The sequence below is a fragment of the Pseudomonas sp. RL_5y_Pfl2_73 genome (assembly GCF_963970515.1).
In the GTDB taxonomy this organism is placed as follows: domain Bacteria; phylum Pseudomonadota; class Gammaproteobacteria; order Pseudomonadales; family Pseudomonadaceae; genus Aquipseudomonas.
Map to the genome: position 1 here is coordinate 285,432 of NZ_CAXAPD010000004.1, position 18,167 is coordinate 303,598.

General features: G+C 59.4%; 18 protein-coding genes. 8 read left to right on the top strand and 10 right to left on the bottom strand.

The window, feature by feature from the left end:
- The first annotated feature begins 151 nt into the window (after positions 1-151).
- From AACY42_RS06050 to ilvD, 4 genes are all read left to right on the top strand, one after another.
- Positions 152-691 carry a type 1 glutamine amidotransferase domain-containing protein gene (locus tag AACY42_RS06050; protein ID WP_339477629.1) on the top strand — a complete coding sequence of 180 codons (540 nt, stop codon included), beginning with the start codon at positions 152-154 and terminating at the stop codon, positions 689-691.
- 283 nt (positions 692-974) lie between these two features.
- Positions 975-2,171 carry a class I SAM-dependent rRNA methyltransferase gene (locus AACY42_RS06055; protein ID WP_339477632.1) on the top strand — a complete coding sequence of 399 codons (1,197 nt, stop codon included), beginning with the start codon at positions 975-977 and terminating at the stop codon, positions 2,169-2,171.
- Between the two features lie 247 nt (positions 2,172-2,418).
- Positions 2,419-3,624, top strand: coding sequence for an MFS transporter (locus AACY42_RS06060; RefSeq protein ID WP_339477636.1), 1,206 nt, complete (start codon positions 2,419-2,421; stop codon positions 3,622-3,624).
- A gap of 269 nt (positions 3,625-3,893) precedes the next feature.
- Positions 3,894-5,735: a dihydroxy-acid dehydratase gene (gene ilvD / locus AACY42_RS06065; protein ID WP_339477637.1), complete on the top strand. Its 1,842-nt coding sequence runs from the start codon at positions 3,894-3,896 to the stop codon at positions 5,733-5,735.
- Between the two features lie 109 nt (positions 5,736-5,844).
- Here ilvD and AACY42_RS06070 read toward each other — a convergent pair whose 3' ends face one another.
- Together AACY42_RS06070 and AACY42_RS06075 are read right to left on the bottom strand one after the other, a co-directional pair.
- Entirely contained in the window at positions 5,845-6,900 is a 1,056-nt protein-coding gene (locus AACY42_RS06070) for a haloacid dehalogenase-like hydrolase (RefSeq protein WP_339477640.1), read from the bottom strand.
- Between the two features lie 486 nt (positions 6,901-7,386).
- Entirely contained in the window at positions 7,387-7,899 is a 513-nt protein-coding gene (locus AACY42_RS06075; protein WP_339477643.1) for a dihydrofolate reductase, read from the bottom strand.
- Between the two features lie 86 nt (positions 7,900-7,985).
- Between AACY42_RS06075 and AACY42_RS06080 the strand changes: the two genes are divergently transcribed.
- Together AACY42_RS06080 and AACY42_RS06085 are read left to right on the top strand one after the other, a co-directional pair.
- A complete protein-coding gene (locus AACY42_RS06080) occupies positions 7,986-9,353 on the top strand; it encodes a DUF2868 domain-containing protein (RefSeq protein ID WP_339477646.1) in 1,368 nt (455 codons plus the stop codon).
- A complete protein-coding gene (locus tag AACY42_RS06085; protein ID WP_339477647.1) occupies positions 9,346-10,719 on the top strand; it encodes a GTPase/DUF3482 domain-containing protein in 1,374 nt (457 codons plus the stop codon). Before AACY42_RS06080 ends, AACY42_RS06085 begins: the two co-directional genes overlap by 8 nt.
- A gap of 140 nt (positions 10,720-10,859) precedes the next feature.
- On the opposite strand, the gene AACY42_RS06090 is transcribed toward AACY42_RS06085, so the two are convergent.
- On the bottom strand, positions 10,860-11,351 hold the full coding sequence (locus tag AACY42_RS06090) for a DUF523 domain-containing protein (protein ID WP_339477649.1): 492 nt from the start codon (positions 11,349-11,351) through the stop codon (positions 10,860-10,862).
- A 1-nt stretch (position 11,352) separates the two neighbouring features.
- A complete protein-coding gene (locus tag AACY42_RS06095) occupies positions 11,353-11,985 on the bottom strand; it encodes a 2OG-Fe(II) oxygenase (protein WP_339477652.1) in 633 nt (210 codons plus the stop codon).
- Positions 11,986-12,138: 153 nt separating this feature from the next.
- On the opposite strand from AACY42_RS06095, the gene AACY42_RS06100 reads away from it, so the two are divergent.
- Positions 12,139-12,882 (top strand): DUF2059 domain-containing protein, encoded by a 744-nt coding sequence (locus tag AACY42_RS06100; RefSeq protein WP_339477654.1) that lies wholly within the window; start codon positions 12,139-12,141, stop codon positions 12,880-12,882.
- A gap of 129 nt (positions 12,883-13,011) precedes the next feature.
- Here AACY42_RS06100 and AACY42_RS06105 read toward each other — a convergent pair whose 3' ends face one another.
- The gene (locus AACY42_RS06105; protein ID WP_339477657.1) at positions 13,012-13,959 is read right to left on the bottom strand and encodes an alpha/beta hydrolase; all 948 of its coding nucleotides are present in this window, start codon (positions 13,957-13,959) and stop codon (positions 13,012-13,014) included.
- Positions 13,960-14,067: 108 nt separating this feature from the next.
- Between AACY42_RS06105 and AACY42_RS06110 the strand changes: the two genes are divergently transcribed.
- Positions 14,068-14,646, top strand: coding sequence for a DUF6436 domain-containing protein (locus tag AACY42_RS06110; protein WP_339477659.1), 579 nt, complete (start codon positions 14,068-14,070; stop codon positions 14,644-14,646).
- Positions 14,647-14,686: 40 nt separating this feature from the next.
- On the opposite strand, the gene AACY42_RS28540 is transcribed toward AACY42_RS06110, so the two are convergent.
- The 5 genes from AACY42_RS28540 to AACY42_RS06130 all read right to left on the bottom strand — a co-directional run bounded on the left by AACY42_RS28540 (position 14,687) and on the right by AACY42_RS06130 (position 17,985).
- A complete protein-coding gene (locus AACY42_RS28540; RefSeq protein ID WP_445261735.1) occupies positions 14,687-14,992 on the bottom strand; it encodes an aminoacyl--tRNA ligase-related protein in 306 nt (101 codons plus the stop codon).
- Positions 14,940-15,386, bottom strand: coding sequence for an aminoacyl--tRNA ligase-related protein (locus AACY42_RS06115; RefSeq protein WP_339477662.1), 447 nt, complete (start codon positions 15,384-15,386; stop codon positions 14,940-14,942). The genes AACY42_RS28540 and AACY42_RS06115 overlap by 53 nt, the downstream gene beginning before the upstream one ends.
- Positions 15,387-15,462: 76 nt before the next feature.
- Positions 15,463-15,990 (bottom strand): hypothetical protein, encoded by a 528-nt coding sequence (locus tag AACY42_RS06120; protein ID WP_339477665.1) that lies wholly within the window; start codon positions 15,988-15,990, stop codon positions 15,463-15,465.
- 44 nt (positions 15,991-16,034) lie between these two features.
- Complete coding sequence (locus AACY42_RS06125) at positions 16,035-17,006, bottom strand: AEC family transporter (protein WP_339477667.1); 972 nt, start codon at positions 17,004-17,006, stop codon at positions 16,035-16,037.
- Positions 17,007-17,082: 76 nt separating this feature from the next.
- On the bottom strand, positions 17,083-17,985 hold the full coding sequence (locus AACY42_RS06130; protein ID WP_339477670.1) for a KpsF/GutQ family sugar-phosphate isomerase: 903 nt from the start codon (positions 17,983-17,985) through the stop codon (positions 17,083-17,085).
- Positions 17,986-18,167 lie beyond the last annotated feature (182 nt).

Genomic DNA, 18,167 nt, shown 5'->3' on the forward strand with positions numbered 1-18,167 from the left:
TTCTAACCCTTAAAGATGGATCCGATACACCGCCGGGTAGATCGACGGAACTTTCCTTCAGGCATCGGCTTCGGACTTTACAGGGCCGACAGTCAAGCCTGCATAAAGGCTTGAGTCGGCAGCCCAGCCACTCAGCTTTAGGAGATTTTTCATGCCTGGCTCCCTGAACAACAAACGTGTCGCCATCCTCGTGACCGACGGTTTTGAACAGGCCGAACTGACCGCCCCCCAACAGGCCCTGGAACAGGCCGGCGTCAAGGTGGACATCGTTTCGGCCCGCGAAGGCCAGGTCAAAGGTTGGAACCATGACCAGCCGGCCGACGACTTCCGGATCGACCTGACGTTCAAGGCCGCCAATGTCGAGCAGTACGACGCCGTGGTGTTGCCCGGTGGCGTGCAGAACTCCGACACCATCCGCATCGACGCCGATGCCCAGAAACTGGTCAAGGGCTTCGAGGCGGCGGGCAAGACCATTGCGGTGATTTGCCATGGTGGCTGGCTGCTGGTGTCGAGCGGGCTGGTCAAGGGCAAGACCATGACCAGCTACAAAAGCCTCAAGGATGACCTGGTCAACGCCGGCGCGAACTGGGTCGATAAGGAAGTGGTCAAGGACGGCACGTTGATCAGCAGCCGCCAGCCCGACGACATCCCGGCGTTCAACCGCGAGTTGATCAGCGCGTTGTCCGCCTGAGCCTGCTGCGCTCTGTAGGAGCTGGCGAAGCCTGCGACCTTTTGATCTTGATCTTGATCTTTCGCTTACGATTCAAGTGTCTGGGGCAAGATCGCAGCCTCGTTTCACTCGACAGCTCCTACATAGCTTCTACATAGCTTCTACATAGCTCCTACATAGCTTCTACATAGCTCCTACATAGCTTCTACGGCTAAGCGAGTGTGCTTGCTCACCGCATGTCCACCGCAAGCCCCGCCAGGGTTGCAACACGGTATACTCCCGCTCTTTTTTCCGGAGCGACGTCATGTCCCTGCCTAGCCTGCGCCTCAAAGCCAATGCCGACCGTCGCCTGCGCGCCGGCCACCTGTGGGTCTACAGTAACGAAATCGACGTAGCCGCCACCCCGCTGCACGGCTTCAAGGCCGGCGACCAGGCCATCCTCGAAGCCGCCGGCGGCAAGCCGCTGGGCATCGTTGCGATGAGCCCCAACAACCTGATCTGCGCCCGGCTGCTGTCCCGTGACGTGAAGCTGGCGCTGGACAAGTCCCTGCTGGTGCATCGCCTCAACGTGGCGCTGTCCCTGCGCGAGCGGCTGTTCGACAAGCCGTTCTATCGCCTGGTCTACGGTGACTCCGACCTGTTGCCAGGCCTGGTGGTCGACCGTTTCGGCGACATCCTGGTGGTGCAGATCGCCTCTGCCACCATGGAAGCCCACAAGGACGACGTGATCGCGGCCCTGACCCAGGTGCTCAAGCCCAGCGGCATCCTGTTCAAGAACGACTCCGCGGCCCGTGACGCCGAAGGCCTGAACCGCTACGTCGAGACCGTGTTCGGCCTGGTGCCGGAATGGGTCGCCCTGGAAGAGAACGGCGTGAAGTTCGAAGCGCCGGTCATGCAAGGCCAGAAAACCGGCTGGTTCTACGACCACCGCATGAACCGCGCACGCCTGGCCCCGTACGCCAAGGGCAAGCGCGTACTGGACCTGTTCAGCTATATCGGTGGCTGGGGCGTGCAAGCCGCGGCGTTCGGCGCCAGTGAAGTGTTCTGCGTCGATGCCTCGGCCTTCGCCCTCGACGGTGTCGAGCGCAACGCCGCGTTGAACGGCCTCGCCGAGAAGCTGACCTGCATCGAAGGCGACGTGTTCGAGGCCCTGAAGGAACTCAAGGCCAGCGAAGAACGTTTCGACGTGATCGTGGCCGACCCACCCGCTTTCATCAAACGCAAGAAAGACCTGAAAAACGGTGAAGGCGCCTATCGCCGTCTCAATGAGCAGGCCATGCGCCTGCTCAGCAAGGACGGCATCCTGGTCAGCGCGTCGTGCTCGATGCACCTGCCCGAAGACGATCTGCAAAACATCCTGCTGACCAGCGCCCGCCACCTGGACCGCAACATTCAACTGCTCGAACGCGGCGGCCAGGGGCCAGACCATCCGGTACACCCGGCCATTGCCGAAACCCGCTACATCAAGAGCATCACCTGCCGGTTGTTGCCCAACAGCTGAGGCCGGGCGGGGCCAGGGCCATAGCGCTGCGCCCCGCACACTCGAATTGCATTCCGATCGCAGCCTTGGCTGCGATTTTTTTGCGCGCAGGAATAAGGCCCCAGCGCAAAAAGTTAACAAGTAGCAAACGTCTGTAGGAGCCTCCCCACGCAATTACCAGAGCCTTCCTACTCAATCTCCCCCGCGTCTGGCAGGCATGACGTATTAGGATTGAAAGCGACCCTCAGGTACGCCTTGGAACTGTTCGATGACTGATCCGCAAAACCACCTGACCGCACGCAAACCTGCCACCATCGCCCTATTGCTGACCCTGACATTGCTCGGCGTCTTTCCAATCGATGTCGTGCTGCCTTCGTTCCCCGCCCTGTCCGAGCACTTTGAACGTCCATCCTCGGACATTGCCCTGTCTGTCAGCCTCTACGCGGTGGGGATCGCCCTTTCGCAACTGCTGGTCGGCCCACTCTCCGACACCATGGGGCGAAAGAACCTGCTGTTGATCGGGATCATCGTTGCAGCCATCGGCGCAACAGGTTGCGTGCTCACCGACGGTTACGGGGCGTTTCTGTTCTTCCGTATCGTCCAAGCCTTGGGATGCGGTTGTTTGGTGCTGTCCCAGGCGCTGATCCAAGACCTGTTCACTGGCCGGGAACAGCAGCAACTGCGGATATTCCTGGTCACCTGCGGAGGGGTTTTCATTTCCGTTTCGCCCCTGGCCGGCACCGGGCTGCAAAGTTGGATGGGCTGGCGTGGCAGCTTTCTGGTGTTCATTGCCCTGGCAATGGGGGCATTCGTAAGCACCTGTCATTTACTTGAACGCTGCGCGGCAGACCGCCAACCCAGGGGGCTGGGTTTCATCGCAGCCTATCGAAAGGTCTGCCGTGACTTCAGCTTCATGGCCTATTGGCTGACCTCGGCGCTGGCTTTTTCCTGCCATTTCTCGTTCATTGTCATTTCGCCATTGGTCTTGATCGACCAGTTGCACCTCTCGCCCGAGGCTTTTTCACTGGCGCTGCTGGGCTATGGCTTGGCCTACATTGGCGGGGGAGCGGTGGCGACCGTGTTGAGCAATCGCATCGACTCGCAGACACAAATCAACATCGGCCTGGGCCTGATTCTCTCGGCGGGGGGCCTGATGCTGGGGCTCTCCAGCCACCTGGGCTTGTCGGTTACCACCTTGCTGCTGCCCATGATCGTGTGCACCACCGGAACCACCATTGCCCGCGCAGCCGCCCACACCCAAGCCATGAATAGATTTCCCGAGCAAGCCGGCACATCGGCCTCGGCCGGTAGCGTGCTGATCTTCATCGTTGGCGGGCTGACCAGTGCCGCGATTAGCCTCACCCCGCTGGATTTGCAAGTCACCCTGGCCCTCTGCCTGGTCCTGCTCAGCCTGTTGGGACTGGCACTCAATGCCCTGGTCCGGCATCGCTACAGGGGGCTGCTGACCGGCTGACCCCTGCCAGTCGTCATCCCACGCACGACATTGGCGCCCGATCAGCGCTTTGCGTCATTTCATCCTGGCGCCAGCGGTGTAGAATCGCGACATTCATCGCCATTCATCCCCGGCGGGTTTATGAGCTCATGCTGAGGCGCGCAGCGATCCTGCAAAGTCATCAGCCACGTCCGGACACACGGCCAAACCCGGGTGTTCCAGACGTCGACAGAAGCTCACTTCCCCATTGATACCTGATAAGTACCTGATTTAGCCGCCCGGAGTGCTCCATGCCTGATTACCGCTCGAAAACATCCACCCATGGCCGCAACATGGCCGGCGCCCGTGCCTTGTGGCGCGCCACGGGGATGAAGGATGACGACTTCAAGAAGCCGATCATCGCCATTGCCAACTCCTTCACCCAGTTCGTACCGGGCCACGTCCACCTCAAGGACCTCGGCCAGCTGGTTGCCCGGGAAATCGAGCGCGTCGGCGGCGTGGCCAAGGAATTCAACACCATCGCCGTGGACGACGGCATCGCCATGGGTCACGACGGCATGCTCTATTCGCTGCCGAGCCGCGAGATCATCGCCGACTCCGTCGAATACATGGTCAACGCCCATTGCGCCGACGCCATCGTATGCATTTCCAACTGCGACAAGATCACCCCGGGCATGCTCATGGCCGCCCTGCGCCTGAACATCCCGGTGATCTTCGTCTCCGGCGGCCCGATGGAAGCCGGCAAGACCAAGCTCGCCAGCCACGGTCTCGACCTGGTCGACGCCATGGTCATCGCCGCCGACTCCAGCGCCTCTGACGAGAAGGTCGCCGAGTACGAGCGCAGCGCCTGCCCGACCTGCGGTTCGTGCTCCGGCATGTTCACCGCCAACTCGATGAACTGCCTGACCGAAGCCCTGGGCCTCGCGCTGCCGGGCAACGGTTCGACCCTGGCCACCCACAGCGATCGCGAACAGCTGTTCCTGCAGGCTGGTCGGACCATCGTCGAGCTGTGCAAGCGCTACTACGGTGAAAACGACGAGTCGGTGTTGCCGCGCAACATCGCCAACTTCAAGGCGTTCGAAAACGCCATGACCCTGGACATCGCCATGGGCGGTTCCACCAACACCATCCTGCACTTGCTGGCCGCTGCCCAGGAAGCCGAGATCGATTTCGACCTGCGCGACATCGACCGCCTGTCCCGTCACGTGCCGCAACTGTGCAAGGTCGCGCCGAACATCCAGAAGTACCACATGGAAGACGTGCACCGCGCCGGCGGGATCTTCAGTATCCTCGGTTCCCTGGCCCGTGGCGGCCTGTTGCACACCGACCTGCCGACCGTACACAGCAAGACCATGGCCGAAGGCATCGCCAAGTGGGACATCACCCAGACCACCGACGAGGCCGTGCACCACTTCTTCAAGGCCGGCCCGGCGGGCATCCCGACGCAAACTGCGTTCAGCCAGTCGACCCGTTGGGAAACCCTGGACGACGACCGTGAAAACGGCTGCATCCGCAGCGTCGAGCACGCGTATTCCAAGGAAGGTGGCCTGGCCGTGCTGTATGGCAACATCGCCCTGGATGGCTGCGTGGTGAAAACCGCCGGCGTCGACGAGTCGATCCATGTGTTCGAAGGCAACGCGAAGATTTTCGAAAGCCAGGACAGTGCCGTGCGCGGCATCCTCGCTGACGAAGTGAAGGCCGGTGACATCGTGATCATTCGCTACGAAGGTCCGAAAGGCGGCCCGGGCATGCAGGAAATGCTCTACCCAACCTCCTACCTGAAGTCCAAAGGACTGGGCAAAGCCTGCGCCTTGCTGACCGATGGCCGGTTCTCCGGCGGCACCTCGGGCCTGTCCATCGGCCACGCTTCGCCGGAGGCTGCGGCTGGCGGCGCCATCGGCCTGGTACGGGACGGCGACAAGGTCCTGATCGACATTCCGAACCGCTCGATCAACCTGTTGATCAGCGACGAAGAATTGGCCGGGCGCCGCCTCGAACAGGACAACAAGGGCTGGAAACCGGTGGAAGTGCGTCCACGCAAAGTCACCACGGCCCTCAAGGCCTACGCCCTGCTCGCCACCAGTGCCGACAAGGGCGCGGTGCGTAACAAGGCAATGCTCGACGGTTTGTAAGCATCAATAGCCGTAGTAAAAATGCCCTGGAGCTGCCGCAGGCTGCGATCTTTTCCGTACCGCTTGGATTTCAAGCGAAAGATCAAAAGATCGCAGGCTTCGCCAGCGCCTACTGGATGTCTTGCGGCTTGACGATCACCCAATTCTTGTCCGCCGTCACCGACAGTCCTTCCTTGGCCTGGGCGGCAGCGTGCTTGGCCATCATGCCGTTAATCTGGGTCATGTATTTGTCCTTGCGGTTGATCCACAGGTGGATACCGCCCTTGGCCACGTCCACATCGTGGAACAGCATATAGCCGTCACTGCTCGGCGTGTCACCGGCCACTAGCACCGGTTTTTTCCATTGATCGATGTACGTCAGGATCGCTGAGTGCTTGCCGGCCATCCAGGTCGCCGGGGTCCACAGGTAAGGCGTGTACTCCAGGCCAAGGTTGGCCTTCTCGTCATATTTACCCGCCGTGATTTGCTTGCGAGCGGTGGTCAGCTCGCCGGTCTTGCGGTCCTTGAGCAGCGTGGTCACGCCGATCACGTTCTGCGGCTTGAGGTTGTAGCCATACTTCGGATCCGAGGCGACCATGCGTACCAGCTCTTCGGAAGCGGCGGTCATGACATAGACCTCGATGCCGTTTTCCATCAGCTTGTTGTACAGCTCGGTCTGGCCGGTGAAGATTTTCGGCGGATTGACGTTGTAGTTGACCACTTTGTCGCCGTCGTAATACGTGGTCGGCACTGGTTTGCCGGACGCCATCAACTCGTCGACGTAGCCCTTGAGTTCCTTGAGGGTAAAGCCGGAAAACACCTGAGCCACCCACGGGTAGCAGACCATGTCGTCCACTTCGCATAGGCGGTAGTAGTAGCTGAACAGGCTTTCCTTGTGATCGGCGGTGTCCTTGAACGGCATCAGCTTCAAGGACGGGTCCAGGGTTTCCCGGGTGATGAGGCCCTTGTTCTCCATGAACGGCAGCAACGACTCTTCCAGATCGTTGCGGTAGCTGGTGTTGTCCATGTCGAACACCGCGTAGTTACCCTTGTTAGCGTTGGCCGCGATCATCGCCTCCAGGGCCTTGGCTTGTTCCACCGGCCAGTGTTTGAGGTCGGTGGCGAGTGCCTGGCCAGCGAGACCAAGACTCAAGGCGACAGCGAAAAAACGAGGTACAAACTTCATCGGCATTTCTCCCGGGTGCAAAAAACTCGACGCTAGCAAATGCTCGTGACAGCTCTCACCTGTCCACGACCGCTTGCGTCTTCATAGCGCCAGCGACATATCCGTAAACGTCACCGCCATGCTCCATAAACGACAATATACATACACCTTTCGTATTAATGCATTAGTTATCAGGCTATTAGGCTCCCCGGTTCGCAGTCGCGGCTTCAGGCGACTGGCACCCGCCTTATCGAAGATTTGTTGCGCTGTGGGCGCTGGTGGCGATCGTGATCGTAGTTCGGCCGGGGTGGCCGGGGTCGGTGCTGGCGCGACGTTCGCCGCGCTGATCGTGCTGCCGGCCATGGGCTTGCCGGTCTCGCTGGTCGCCTTAACTTGGTGGCGCCTGGTAGATCACCTTCGCGAGCAAACCGGCTCCCACAGTCGACCGATTTTCCCTGATAGAACTCGGTTAACTGTGGGAGCGGGCTTGCTCGCGAAGCTTTTGCTTTAGAGCTTTTCCCACACCTCAAAGCTGTAGGCCGGCTTGTCCCCTTCGGCCGGATTCGGCTGGCTCGAGACCAGCGTCCACAGGCTCGCATCAAATGCCGGGAACCACGCATCCCCTTCCGGGCTCAGCGCCACGCGGGTCAGGTACAGTCGATCCGCCTGCTCCAGGGCCTGGGCGTACAGTTGGGCGCCGCCGATCAGCATCAACTCGTCGACACCCTGTTCCAGCGCCCACGCCTCGGCCCGCGCCACCGCGGCCTCCAGGGTGGAGAATACTTGCGCGCCCTCCAGCACCAGACCCGGCTGACGGCTGACCACGATGTTCAGGCGTCCCGGCAGCGCTCGACCGAGGGAATCCCAGGTCTTGCGCCCCATGATGATCGGCTTGCCCAAGGTGGTGGCCTTGAAGTATTTGAAATCCCCCGGCAGGTGCCAGGGCATGCTGTTGTCGACGCCAATCACACGGTTTTCACCGAGGGCTGCGATCAGGCTTAAAGGGAGAGTTTTGTTCATGGCCGCGAGGATACCAGAGGCCCGGCGTACCCCGACAGGCGTCACAGCGGTTATGCTCAACCCTCATTCGAGCAACGGAAACCCCCGTGACAGCACTGCAGAACCTCTGGTTGACCGAGACGATACGCCTGCGTGAAGAACACGCCGGCCCGCTCGAAGACCAGCAAGCCAATCGCCTGGCCCGTGTGGCCGGCGGCGACTTAGCCACGCGCATCCACCACCGCGCCCGCTGCCTGGCCGAGCGCGATGGCCTCACCGAGGCCCTGCGCCATTGGCTGCAAGGGGCACGACTGGCGCTGATCGCATTGGCGCTGCTCGCCGTCATCAGCGGCGCCGGCCTGGGCTTTGCCGCACTCGGCGACGGGCAGGCACCGGTCAATGTGTTCTGGGCCTTGGGCAGTCTGTTGGGGCTGAACCTGATCCTGCTCATCGGCTGGGCCTTGGGCCTGATATTCGCTGGCGAGCAAGGTGCCACGCTGGGACGCCTGTGGCTGTGGCTCAGCGAAAAACTCGCCCGCGACGCCAAGGCCGCCCAACTGGCGCCAGCCCTGCTGCTGTTGCTGCAACGGCACAAACTCAATCGCTGGGCCCTCGGCGTGCTGGTCAATGGCCTGTGGCTGCTGGCGATGCTCAGCGCGCTGGTCATCGTCCTGCTGCTGATGGCGACCCGGCGCTATGGCTTCGTCTGGGAAACCACTCTTCTTGGCAGCGAGACCTTCGTCGCCATGACCCAGGCCCTCGGCACACTGCCCGCGCTGCTGGGCTTCAGCGTGCCGACGGTGGAAATGATCCGCGCCAGTGGCGATGCCGCCCTGAACATTGAGAGCGCCCGCCAGGCCTGGGCTGCCTGGCTGGTCGGTGTGCTGCTGGTCTATGGCCTGTTGCCGCGTGTGTGCCTGGCACTGCTGTGCCTGTGGCGCTGGCGGCGCGGCCGCACCACGCTGCGCCTGGACTTGAACCTGCCGGGCTACGCCCAATTGCGTGAACGGCTGATGCCCAGCAGCGAGCGACTGGGCGTCAACGACGCCGCCCCCGCGCAATTGCATTCCATCGAAAATGCTGTCAGTGCCCTGAACAGCGACGGTGCGCTGCTGGTGGCAATCGAGTTGGACGATCGAACCTGGCCGCCCAAGCTGCCCGAAACCGTGAAAAGCGCCGGCGTTCTCGACAGCCGCGAGTCTCGCCACAAACTCCTCGAACAGCTGTCACGCTTTCCGCCGGCACGACTGGCAATTGCCTGCGACCCACGCCGTTCACCGGACCGCGGCAGCCTGGCACTGATCGCCGAGCTGGCCCGCAGCGCCAGCGCCACCCGCGTCTGGCTGTTGCAGGCGCCGCCCGGTGAGGCGCTGGACGCCGAGCGCCTGGGCGACTGGCACACCGCGCTGCAACAGTTGCAGTTGCCCTTCGCCGACTGCATGCCCTTGAACTGGCTGGAGACCGGCCATGACTGAGCCCATGAAGCCGCTGAGACTGGCGGTGGTCGGCCACACCAATGTGGGCAAGACCTCGCTGCTGCGTACCTTGACCCGCGACGTCGGCTTCGGCGAGGTGTCCCATCGCCCGAGCACCACCCGGCATGTCGAGGGTGCGCGCCTGTCGGTAGACGGCGAAGCGCTGCTGGAACTGTACGACACGCCGGGCCTGGAGGACGCCATCGCCCTGCTCGATTACCTCGAGCGCCTGGAGCGCCCAGGCGAACGCCTGGACGGCCCGGCACGCCTGGCCCGCTTCCTCGAGGGCAGCGAAGCACGGCAACGCTTCGAACAGGAAGCCAAAGTGCTGCGACAACTGCTCGCCAGCGACGCCGGGCTATATGTGATCGATGCCCGGGAGCCGGTGCTGGCCAAGTACCGCGATGAGTTGGAAGTCCTCGCCAGTTGTGGCAAGCCGCTGCTGCCGGTGTTGAATTTCGTCAGCAGCACCCACCATCGCGAGCCCGACTGGCGCGAAGCCCTGGCGCGATTGGGGCTGCACGCCCTGGTGCGCTTTGACAGCGTTGCCCCACCCGAGGACGGCGAGCGGCGCCTGTATGAGAGCCTCGCGCTGTTGCTGGAAAGCGCCCGTGGGCAACTGGAACGCCTGGTCACCGACCAACAGGCCCAACGCCTGGCCCGCCAGCAGAGCGCGGCGCGTTTGATCGCCGAACTGCTGATCGACTGCGCCGCCTGCCGACGCAGCGTCGCCAGCGACGCCGAACTGGAACGCCAGGCCATTACTGAGCTGCGCAACGCGGTGCGTCAGCGCGAACAGCGTTGTGTCGAGGCCCTGCTCAAGCTCTATGCTTTCCGTCTCCAGGACGCCGCCGCCAGCGACCTGCCACTGCTCGACGGGCGTTGGGGCGACGACCTGTTCAACCCCGAGACCCTCAAGCAACTGGGCGTACGCGTCGGTGGCGGAATCGCGGCGGGTGCGGCGGCCGGGGCCGGCGTGGATTTGCTGGTGGGCGGCCTGACCCTTGGCGCCGCCGCCCTGGCCGGGGCCATTGTCGGCGGCACCCTGCAAACCGCCCGCAGCTATGGCAACCGGCTGATGGGCAAGCTCAAGGGGCAACGGGAATTGACGGTGGACGACAGCGTGCTGCGCCTGTTGGCCCTGCGCCAACGCCAACTGCTGCAAGCCCTCAACCAGCGCGGCCATGCGGCGATGGACAGCATCCGCATCGCCACGCCCCAGGACCAGACTTGGCGCGAAGGCAAGCTGCCCGAAGTCTTGAACAAGGCGCGGGCGCATCCGCAATGGTCATCCCTGAATGCTCAACCGCGATTGAGCCAGGCCGAGCGTCAGGAGCAGATTGAGCAGTTGGCCGCGCAGCTATAGCCCTGTCGCAAGCGATTTTGTGGGAGCAAGGCTTGCCCGCGATGAAATCGATGCGGTCTTTCAGAGACCCAGGCGCCTGTATCGCGGGCAGCCTTGCTCCCACAGAGAGTCCCTGCCGCAGAGCGCGACGCGGCTCAAGGTTATTCGTTGTTCAAGGCCTGGAGAGCCGCCGCCGCTTCAGGCAACTCCAGCTCACTGAACACCTTCACGCCATGCCGCTTGAGCAACGCCGCCGTCACGCCTGCGCCACTGACCTTCACACCGCTAAACGTTCCGTCATAGGTCAGCACATTGCCGCACGACGGGCTGTTGGCCTTGAGCACGGCGATACGGATGTCGTGTTCACGCACCCGCTCCAATGCTTGATACGCGCCTGACAGGAACTGCGCGCTCACATCCTCGCCGTCGGTGGTGATGACCCGTGCCTGGCCGTCGAGCACTTGCCCGCCCTGCCCACCCGGAATCTCCGCCGCCGCCCGAGGCGTAGGCAAGCCGCCGGCGACTTCCGGGCACAGCGGCACGATCCGGCCCTCGTCGAGCCACTGCTGAAGTTGATCGAACGGCCCGCTGGCACCGCCGTCGTAACGCACGCGATGCCCGAGCAGGCAGCGACTGACCAGGATCTTTTCCATCTCAGAACAACTCGTTGCCACGACGGCGGAACCAACCGGTTAAGGACAGGCGATCACGCATGGCCGGCAGTACTTCATGGGGAATGTCCCCCGACAGGAACACCACCAGGCAACCGCCGATGGGCTCCACGTCCTGTTCCAGGTTTTCGTCCAGGTACATGCGCAACTGGCCGCCGTGTTCCGGCAACCAATCGTCGTTGAGGTAGAGCACCGCCGACACCATGCGTCGGTCGTCATCGCGGAAGCGGTCGACGTGCCTGAGGTAGAACGCGCCGGGTGGATAGAGGGCAAAGTGACTTTCGAAGTCTTCCAGGCCCAGGAACAGCCCGCGATTCATCGCCTCGCGCAGGCTGTCCATCAGCGCCAGGTAATGATCGCAGGCTTGCGCCTGGCCGGGTTCGATCCACTGGATGTGATCACCCCGAATCCCTTCGCGGATCTCCGAGAATGGTCCACGTCCAACCGCTGCCGGGGCCAGTTCGCCCTCGGCTGCACGCTGGCGGCATTCGGCCGCCAGGGCGCGAGTCAGCGCATCCGGCAGGAAGAGGTTCTGCTGCGACCAGCCACGCTCGGCCAGGTCGTCGACGATACGTAACAGCAGCGGGTGATCAGAAGGTATTTGCATGGCGCGCATAGTATGCCTGTGCCTGCAAAACCGACAGCGCCACGCAGCGGGTTCGCTGCGTCAGTTTGCTGCGTCAAATTGCACCGCCGTATGAACTTGATACGAATTCTCGACAAGACCCCACACCCCACGGAGAATAGTCGGCTGCTGACAGGAGCCCCTATGCGTCGTTTGCTTTTCTCACTGTTGATGTTCTGCGTTTTGCCCACCTGGGCAGACAGCTACGACCAGTTGTACAAGGTCGCCGGCTGGCCGGGACAGCGGGCGCATTTCAATGACGCCTTGAGCGCCGCTCAGCAGCGCTATCAGAGCAGCCTGCCGTCGGCGGTGTTCCAGGCCCTGGTGAACAACAGCAATCAACGTTTCGCCCCCCAGGCCATGGACCAGCGGGCCGAGGCGCAAATGCGCAGCAACCTTCGAGACCCGAACCCGGCCCTGGCCTTTTTCCAGTCGCCCCTGGGCCGCAAGGTCGTCGCGGCCGAGCTGCTGGCGACCCGGCGTGATCAATTGGCAAAAAACGCCAAGGGCCTGCCGAAGATGCCAGCCAGCGACAACCGCCTGTTGATCATCGGCCACCTGGCCCAGGCCCTGCCCGCCCGCGAGGCCGGCGCCGAAGTCAGCCTGGCGATCGCCGGCGTGGCGGCCGACAGCCTGAGTTCGATGATCCCGGGACTCTTGGGCGCCGGCCAGGCCCAAGGCATGTTGAATGGCCAACGCCAACGGTTAATGGAACAGATCGGCGCAGACCTGAACAACACCCTGCTGTACGTCTACCGTGACCTGACCGATACCGAGCTGGAGGAGTTCGCCACCTTCGCCGAATCGACCGAGGGCCAGGCTTATTATCAAGCGGCCCTGGCGGCGATTCGGGCGGGGTTGGCGGTGGGGCAGAGTCTCGGGCAGTAGTTCTTCAGTATCCCTGAGACCGCTATCGCGAGCAGGCTCGCTCCCACAGGGTATTTGGATGAACTCAGGTTTTGTGATCGATTAAGATCCAGTGTGGGAGCGAGCCTGCTCGCGATAGCAATAGCCCAGTCACCGCCGGATCCTGCTCATCCGCTTGGTCAAGAACCCAAACATCTCCTGCCGCATCGCCAGTGCCTCATTCGCCAGGTGATGCCGCCCTTCAGGCAACATCAACACCTGCGGCCGGTCGAACTTGCTGCGCAGCACTTGCAGGTTGTGCACCCAATCCACCGTCATGTCCGCCTGTCCCTGCACGATCAACGGTTGGCGCGGGCTGCTCGGGGCGGCTTCGATACGCTTGATCCATTGCCCCAATGCGCCCACCCAAGCGGTGGGCAGGCGCAGTGGTTGCAGTGGGTCGGCTTGCAGGAATGGCAGAAAGTCCGGGTCGGTGGAGTTCTCGCTGAAACGCCGGGCGATCTCCCTCACGAAGGGCTTGAGCAGGTAATAACTCAGGCGCGACCAGCCCCAGGCCCGCGGCCGCACCAGGGGTGACAGCAGGATGACCTGGCCCTGGGCCGGGCTCTGCGCGCCCTGACTGAGCACATGATCGACGACAATGGCCCCACCGGTGCTTTGCCCGCACAGATGCCAGGGTTGCGGCAGGTCCAGCGTCCCAGCCTCGGCCAATAGGCCCTGCAGGGTAGCCTGGTACTCGGCAAAGTCACCGATGCTGGCGCGTTCGCCACTGGACAGGCCATGGCCCGGCAGGTCGCAGGCGATCACCGCGAACTGCTGCTCCAGGGCCCACTCGATCAAGTGCCGATACAGCCCCATGTGATCGTAGTAACCGTGGAACACAAACAACGTCGCCACGGCTTTTTCCGGCCACCAGACCTGGCTCACCAGCTCATACCCGCCTACCTCGAAGCGCCCCAATCCCTTGCGCACGCTGCGCTGGGGAAAATCCAGCCCATAGAACCGCTGGTAAGCCTGGGCTTGCTCGGACAGGGCTTGCCACTGGGCCAGCGGTTGCAGACTGGCACGCAGGAGATCGGGGTCGAAAGTGGCAGGCATCAAAAATTCCAGGCATAGGCGCATCGCGCGAAACAGACTTTGTAGGCCTGCGATATTCATCTGTCGCGGCAAGCATGGCAAGCTACGCGGCCTCAGAGGATCGACTCCATGCGCCCGTCCCACCGCACGACCTTGCTCACCAGCCTGCTCGCCCTCGGATGCGCCGTCGTCCTGTGGGCCGCCTACGACTGGTTCCAGGGCCGTTTCCTGCGGGCTTTCAGCCAACACACCGCGGTGTTTTCCGGCGACCCTCTGCGCCTGCCTGCCGATCTGGCCGGCCCCGGCGCGATCCGCCTGGTGCATTTCTGGGATCCGGCGTGCCCGTGCAACGTCGGCAATCAGCAGCACCTGGCCGAACTGGTGGATAAATATGTACCGCAAGGCGTCGAGTTTTATGCGGTACAAAAAGCCGGCAGCCAAGGTCGGCTGCCGGCCACGTTGAGCCACTTGAAATCCCTCTCGGCCCTTCCCGGATCAAACCAGATTCCTGCAAGCCCGGCCGTGGCGATCTGGGATCGCAGCGGCAAATTGGCGTACTTCGGCCCCTACAGCGAAGGCCTGACCTGCAATTCGAGCAACAGCTTCATCGAGCCGATTCTTGAGGCGTTGAGCGGCGGCCGGGACGTTAATGCGACTCACACGTTGGCGGTGGGCTGTTATTGCCCGTGGGCTGCGCCGGACAAATGAGCAACCCATCTCAAATAAGATGGGTTTGCTCCGCTCCGGCTTATGCTCTATGTAAATCGTTGACCACTGGAGCAATCTGGTCAAAATCGAGGTAACGCTTCAGCGCTTCAGGTATTTTCACCGAGCCATCAGCGCACTGATAATTCTCTAAAATAGCCACCATCGTTCTGCCCAACGCGGATGCAGTGCCGTTAAGGGTATGAACATACCGATTACTTTTTGAAGCAGAATCCCTGTACTTGATATTCAGCCGTCGAGCCTGATAGTCGGTGCAGTTACTGGCGGAGGTAATCTCACCGTACTCCCCCCGCGATGCCTTTCCCGGGCATCCAGGCTTCAATATCATACTTCTTATACGCAGGCGCCCCTAAATCACCCGTGCAGTTTATAACGACTTTATAGGGAACACCCAACTCACTATAGATCCCCTCTTGCAGTTCAAGAATCTTGTCATGATATGTAACGCTATCCTCTGGCTTGCATATTACAAACAGCTCCAGCTTTTCAAATTGGTGGACCCTATAAAGCCCTTTGCTGGATCTTCCCGATGCGCCGGCCTCACGTCTAAAACAATGGCTTTCGGCAATGTAGAGCAAAGGCAATTTAGATTCATCAATAACGTCCCCAGCGTGCATACCGGCCACGCAAATCTCAGCTGTAGCGATGAGGCTTTTATCAAGCCCATCCAGACCATACGTATTGCTTTCATCACCCTTTGGAGCGAACCCGACCCCCTCCAAAATATGGTTGTAAGAGATATCCGGCGTTTGCAGTGGCGTGAACCCAGCTTTTAATGCCTTATTGAAAATGAACCCCTTAAGCGCATGCTGGAGAAAAACCGCTTGATTTTTTTAAAAAATAAAATTTTGCACCGGACACCTTCCTACCTGAATCAAAATCGATCAAATCTAGCTCTTGGCCAAGTTGGACATGGTCCTTATGGCAAAACCCAAATTTTGGAGCCTGGCCTTTGAACTTGATAGTTAAATTATCTTCGTCACTTTCGCCAACAGGCACATCGGGGGAGGTCCAATTGGGCAGTTGGCGCGAAAGCAAATCAAATTCCTCAAGGAGCACGTTGTAAGACTCCTTGGCGCGTAGGACATCCCCCTTCAGCGTCGACGCCTCAGAATGCTCATATTGAAACTCATTCTTCAACGGATTATTTCTTATAGTTTTTGAAATCGCATTTAACTTGCGCTGCATTTCTTCCAGGCTCTGCTTTTGCGTTTTCACTGTATCGTATAAATAAAGAAACTGATCCAAATCAAAACCCACACCCCGCGCGGACAAATTAGCTTTCATTTCTGCAACGCCTTCTAAAACTTGTTTGATATTGATCATCCACCCTCTCCGCATTAAGTTTACCATTCGATTTACGCACAACCTCAGACCACATGAGGAAGAAAAAAATAGCCAGCCACATTGACCACAAAAAAAGAGACACACGTGGTAGCCAGAAGTATTAAATTAAACTTCTGCACCGACACACCATAGGCTTGCGCAAAGATAAAAGTATTTTTTGGAGAGGGCATTGCCGATATCAGTATCAATGCGAACAACAGCAATCCAGACAGTCCAAAAATGTACTGTCCCACCACGAAAGAAATCGCGGGATGCAAAAAATTCTTTACAAACACACCCAGCACTATTTCATTACAGTCGTTTCTCATGGCGGACGTTACGCGACCAGCATAGAACGAAGCACCCAATGCTATTAGTGCAATAGGCGCCGCGGTATCAGCAATCATGTCCATGCTCTCGATGATAAAAAAATCTGTATCGATCATGTGCGAGAGCTTAATTTGCGAAATGAGCGTCCCCGTCAACGCGGAAATGATCAATGGATTTTTGAACACGACCAGCAGGGCTTTCTTTAGAAAAGCGCTCAAAGATCCAATTTGCGAAAAAGAGGAAACCTCCATGACAAATACCGCAATGCTCGTAAGAACAACGGACTGAAAAATAATTATTGGCACAACCAAAGCCGAGTCACCCAACAGCAATATGAAGATAGGCACTGCCAAAAAAGCGGTATTGGTTTGCCCAACAGCAATAAAATTTAAACCCACCTCCACCAGACTCTTCTTAAGGCAAACTTTATATATGATATAAATTACGATCCACAATACAAAGATACCCAAACCATACGCCTGAACATAAGCATCTACATTGACGTCTGGCGTGTAGTCGGACCTCAGCGTCGTCAAAAAAATTTCTACGGGGAGCGCAACATAAAAAACATAGTCACTCAGTACTTCATCAGCACCGCGACGCACGAGACCAGCAAACGAAAGCAAACAACCTAACAATATCAAAACAAATATTGACAACGTTGAGCTCAGCGACAACATCAACATAATTAGTCCACCCTGCCGTTCAGCAACAACCAAACGAACGCACATACCCAATAAAAGTCATCATTCTCCCGATAACTTACAAAGCAATAGACGCGACAAGATCATGCTTGTGCGAAACACCTAAAAGTTTTCCCTTGTGGTCAACGACCAAAATTGCAGACACATCAATACCAATACAGTCTGCAATCAGCTCGCTCTCATGCACGCATCTTAAATCAACCTCCATAACATCCGAAACTTTAAGACCAGCAACACTATCATTCCCCTTGAACACTCGAGCCATATCTCCATCTGTAAACACTCCCAAAGGCCGAGAGAAGGTATCTACCACGACGACAAATCCAAGGCGCTTATTCGCCATATAACTAACCGCATCCAAGAACAATGTATCAGGCGGCAGCGCAGGGATTTTATCCCCCCTCACCATCACGTCACGAACTTTCACCGTCAGAACCTTGCCTAGATTGCCGGCGGGATGATTCCTTGAGAACTCTTCCTTCGTGAAGCGCTTGATTTTCATCAGCACCATAGCAATGGCATCTCCGACACCTAATGTGGCGCTAGAACTTACGGTTGGCGCAAGATTATACGGACAGGCTTCCCTATCAACTTTCAACGCCACATTCGCATTTGTTTTACATGCCAATTCCGAGTTTGAAAAATTTGTCAACGCTACGGTATTCACACCCAGATCATGAAGATATGGAAGCAGAGACAAAACCTCCTCACTTCTACCGCTGTAGGATATTAGTAATGCGAGGTCATGCGCCGTAATCATGCCCAAGTCCCCATGCTTAGCCTCGGATGGGTGTATAAAAAAGCTGGGCGTCCCCGTAGAGGCTAGACTTGCCGCAATTTTCTTACCGACATGGCCACTTTTTCCAACACCAAGAATCACCACGTGTCCCTTGCAGGCCAATATAAGTCGAACCACATCGACAAAACCGTTACCCTCCAACTCATCGGAAAGTTTTATCAATGCCCGACCCTCACTGATTAACACCTCTCTCCCCAAGGTTAGTAGATGCCTGTCAGACCCGAATGGCACTTACTTAACCTTCTTCGGGTGACCATTCTTCCTGACCTCGGCCCTGGCTGATCGACGTGTTTTCATCAGCATGGGATAAGGCTTGGGTCTTCGTTTTATCGCGCGCGGCTCAA

Excerpts from the sequence above, each read along its gene's own strand:
- AACY42_RS06090 (WP_339477649.1), bottom strand. The coding sequence starts at position 11,351 with ATGGAAAAGATCCTGGTCAGTCGCTGCCTGCTCGGGCATCGCGTGCGT.
- AACY42_RS06055 (WP_339477632.1), top strand. The coding sequence starts at position 975 with ATGTCCCTGCCTAGCCTGCGCCTCAAAGCCAATGCCGACCGTCGCCTG.
- AACY42_RS28540 (WP_445261735.1), bottom strand. The coding sequence starts at position 14,992 with ATGATATTGAAGCCTGGATGCCCGGGAAAGGCATCGCGGGGGGAGTAC.
- AACY42_RS06125 (WP_339477667.1), bottom strand. The coding sequence starts at position 17,006 with ATGTTGATGTTGTCGCTGAGCTCAACGTTGTCAATATTTGTTTTGATA.
- AACY42_RS06095 (WP_339477652.1), bottom strand. The coding sequence starts at position 11,985 with ATGCGCGCCATGCAAATACCTTCTGATCACCCGCTGCTGTTACGTATC.
- AACY42_RS06110 (WP_339477659.1), top strand. The coding sequence starts at position 14,068 with ATGCGCCCGTCCCACCGCACGACCTTGCTCACCAGCCTGCTCGCCCTC.
- AACY42_RS06075 (WP_339477643.1), bottom strand. The coding sequence starts at position 7,899 with ATGAACAAAACTCTCCCTTTAAGCCTGATCGCAGCCCTCGGTGAAAAC.
- AACY42_RS06105 (WP_339477657.1), bottom strand. The coding sequence starts at position 13,959 with ATGCCTGCCACTTTCGACCCCGATCTCCTGCGTGCCAGTCTGCAACCG.
- AACY42_RS06100 (WP_339477654.1), top strand. The coding sequence starts at position 12,139 with ATGCGTCGTTTGCTTTTCTCACTGTTGATGTTCTGCGTTTTGCCCACC.
- AACY42_RS06085 (WP_339477647.1), top strand. The coding sequence starts at position 9,346 with ATGACTGAGCCCATGAAGCCGCTGAGACTGGCGGTGGTCGGCCACACC.
- AACY42_RS06070 (WP_339477640.1), bottom strand. The coding sequence starts at position 6,900 with ATGAAGTTTGTACCTCGTTTTTTCGCTGTCGCCTTGAGTCTTGGTCTC.
- AACY42_RS06060 (WP_339477636.1), top strand. The coding sequence starts at position 2,419 with ATGACTGATCCGCAAAACCACCTGACCGCACGCAAACCTGCCACCATC.
- AACY42_RS06050 (WP_339477629.1), top strand. The coding sequence starts at position 152 with ATGCCTGGCTCCCTGAACAACAAACGTGTCGCCATCCTCGTGACCGAC.
- ilvD (WP_339477637.1), top strand. The coding sequence starts at position 3,894 with ATGCCTGATTACCGCTCGAAAACATCCACCCATGGCCGCAACATGGCC.
- AACY42_RS06120 (WP_339477665.1), bottom strand. The coding sequence starts at position 15,990 with ATGATCAATATCAAACAAGTTTTAGAAGGCGTTGCAGAAATGAAAGCT.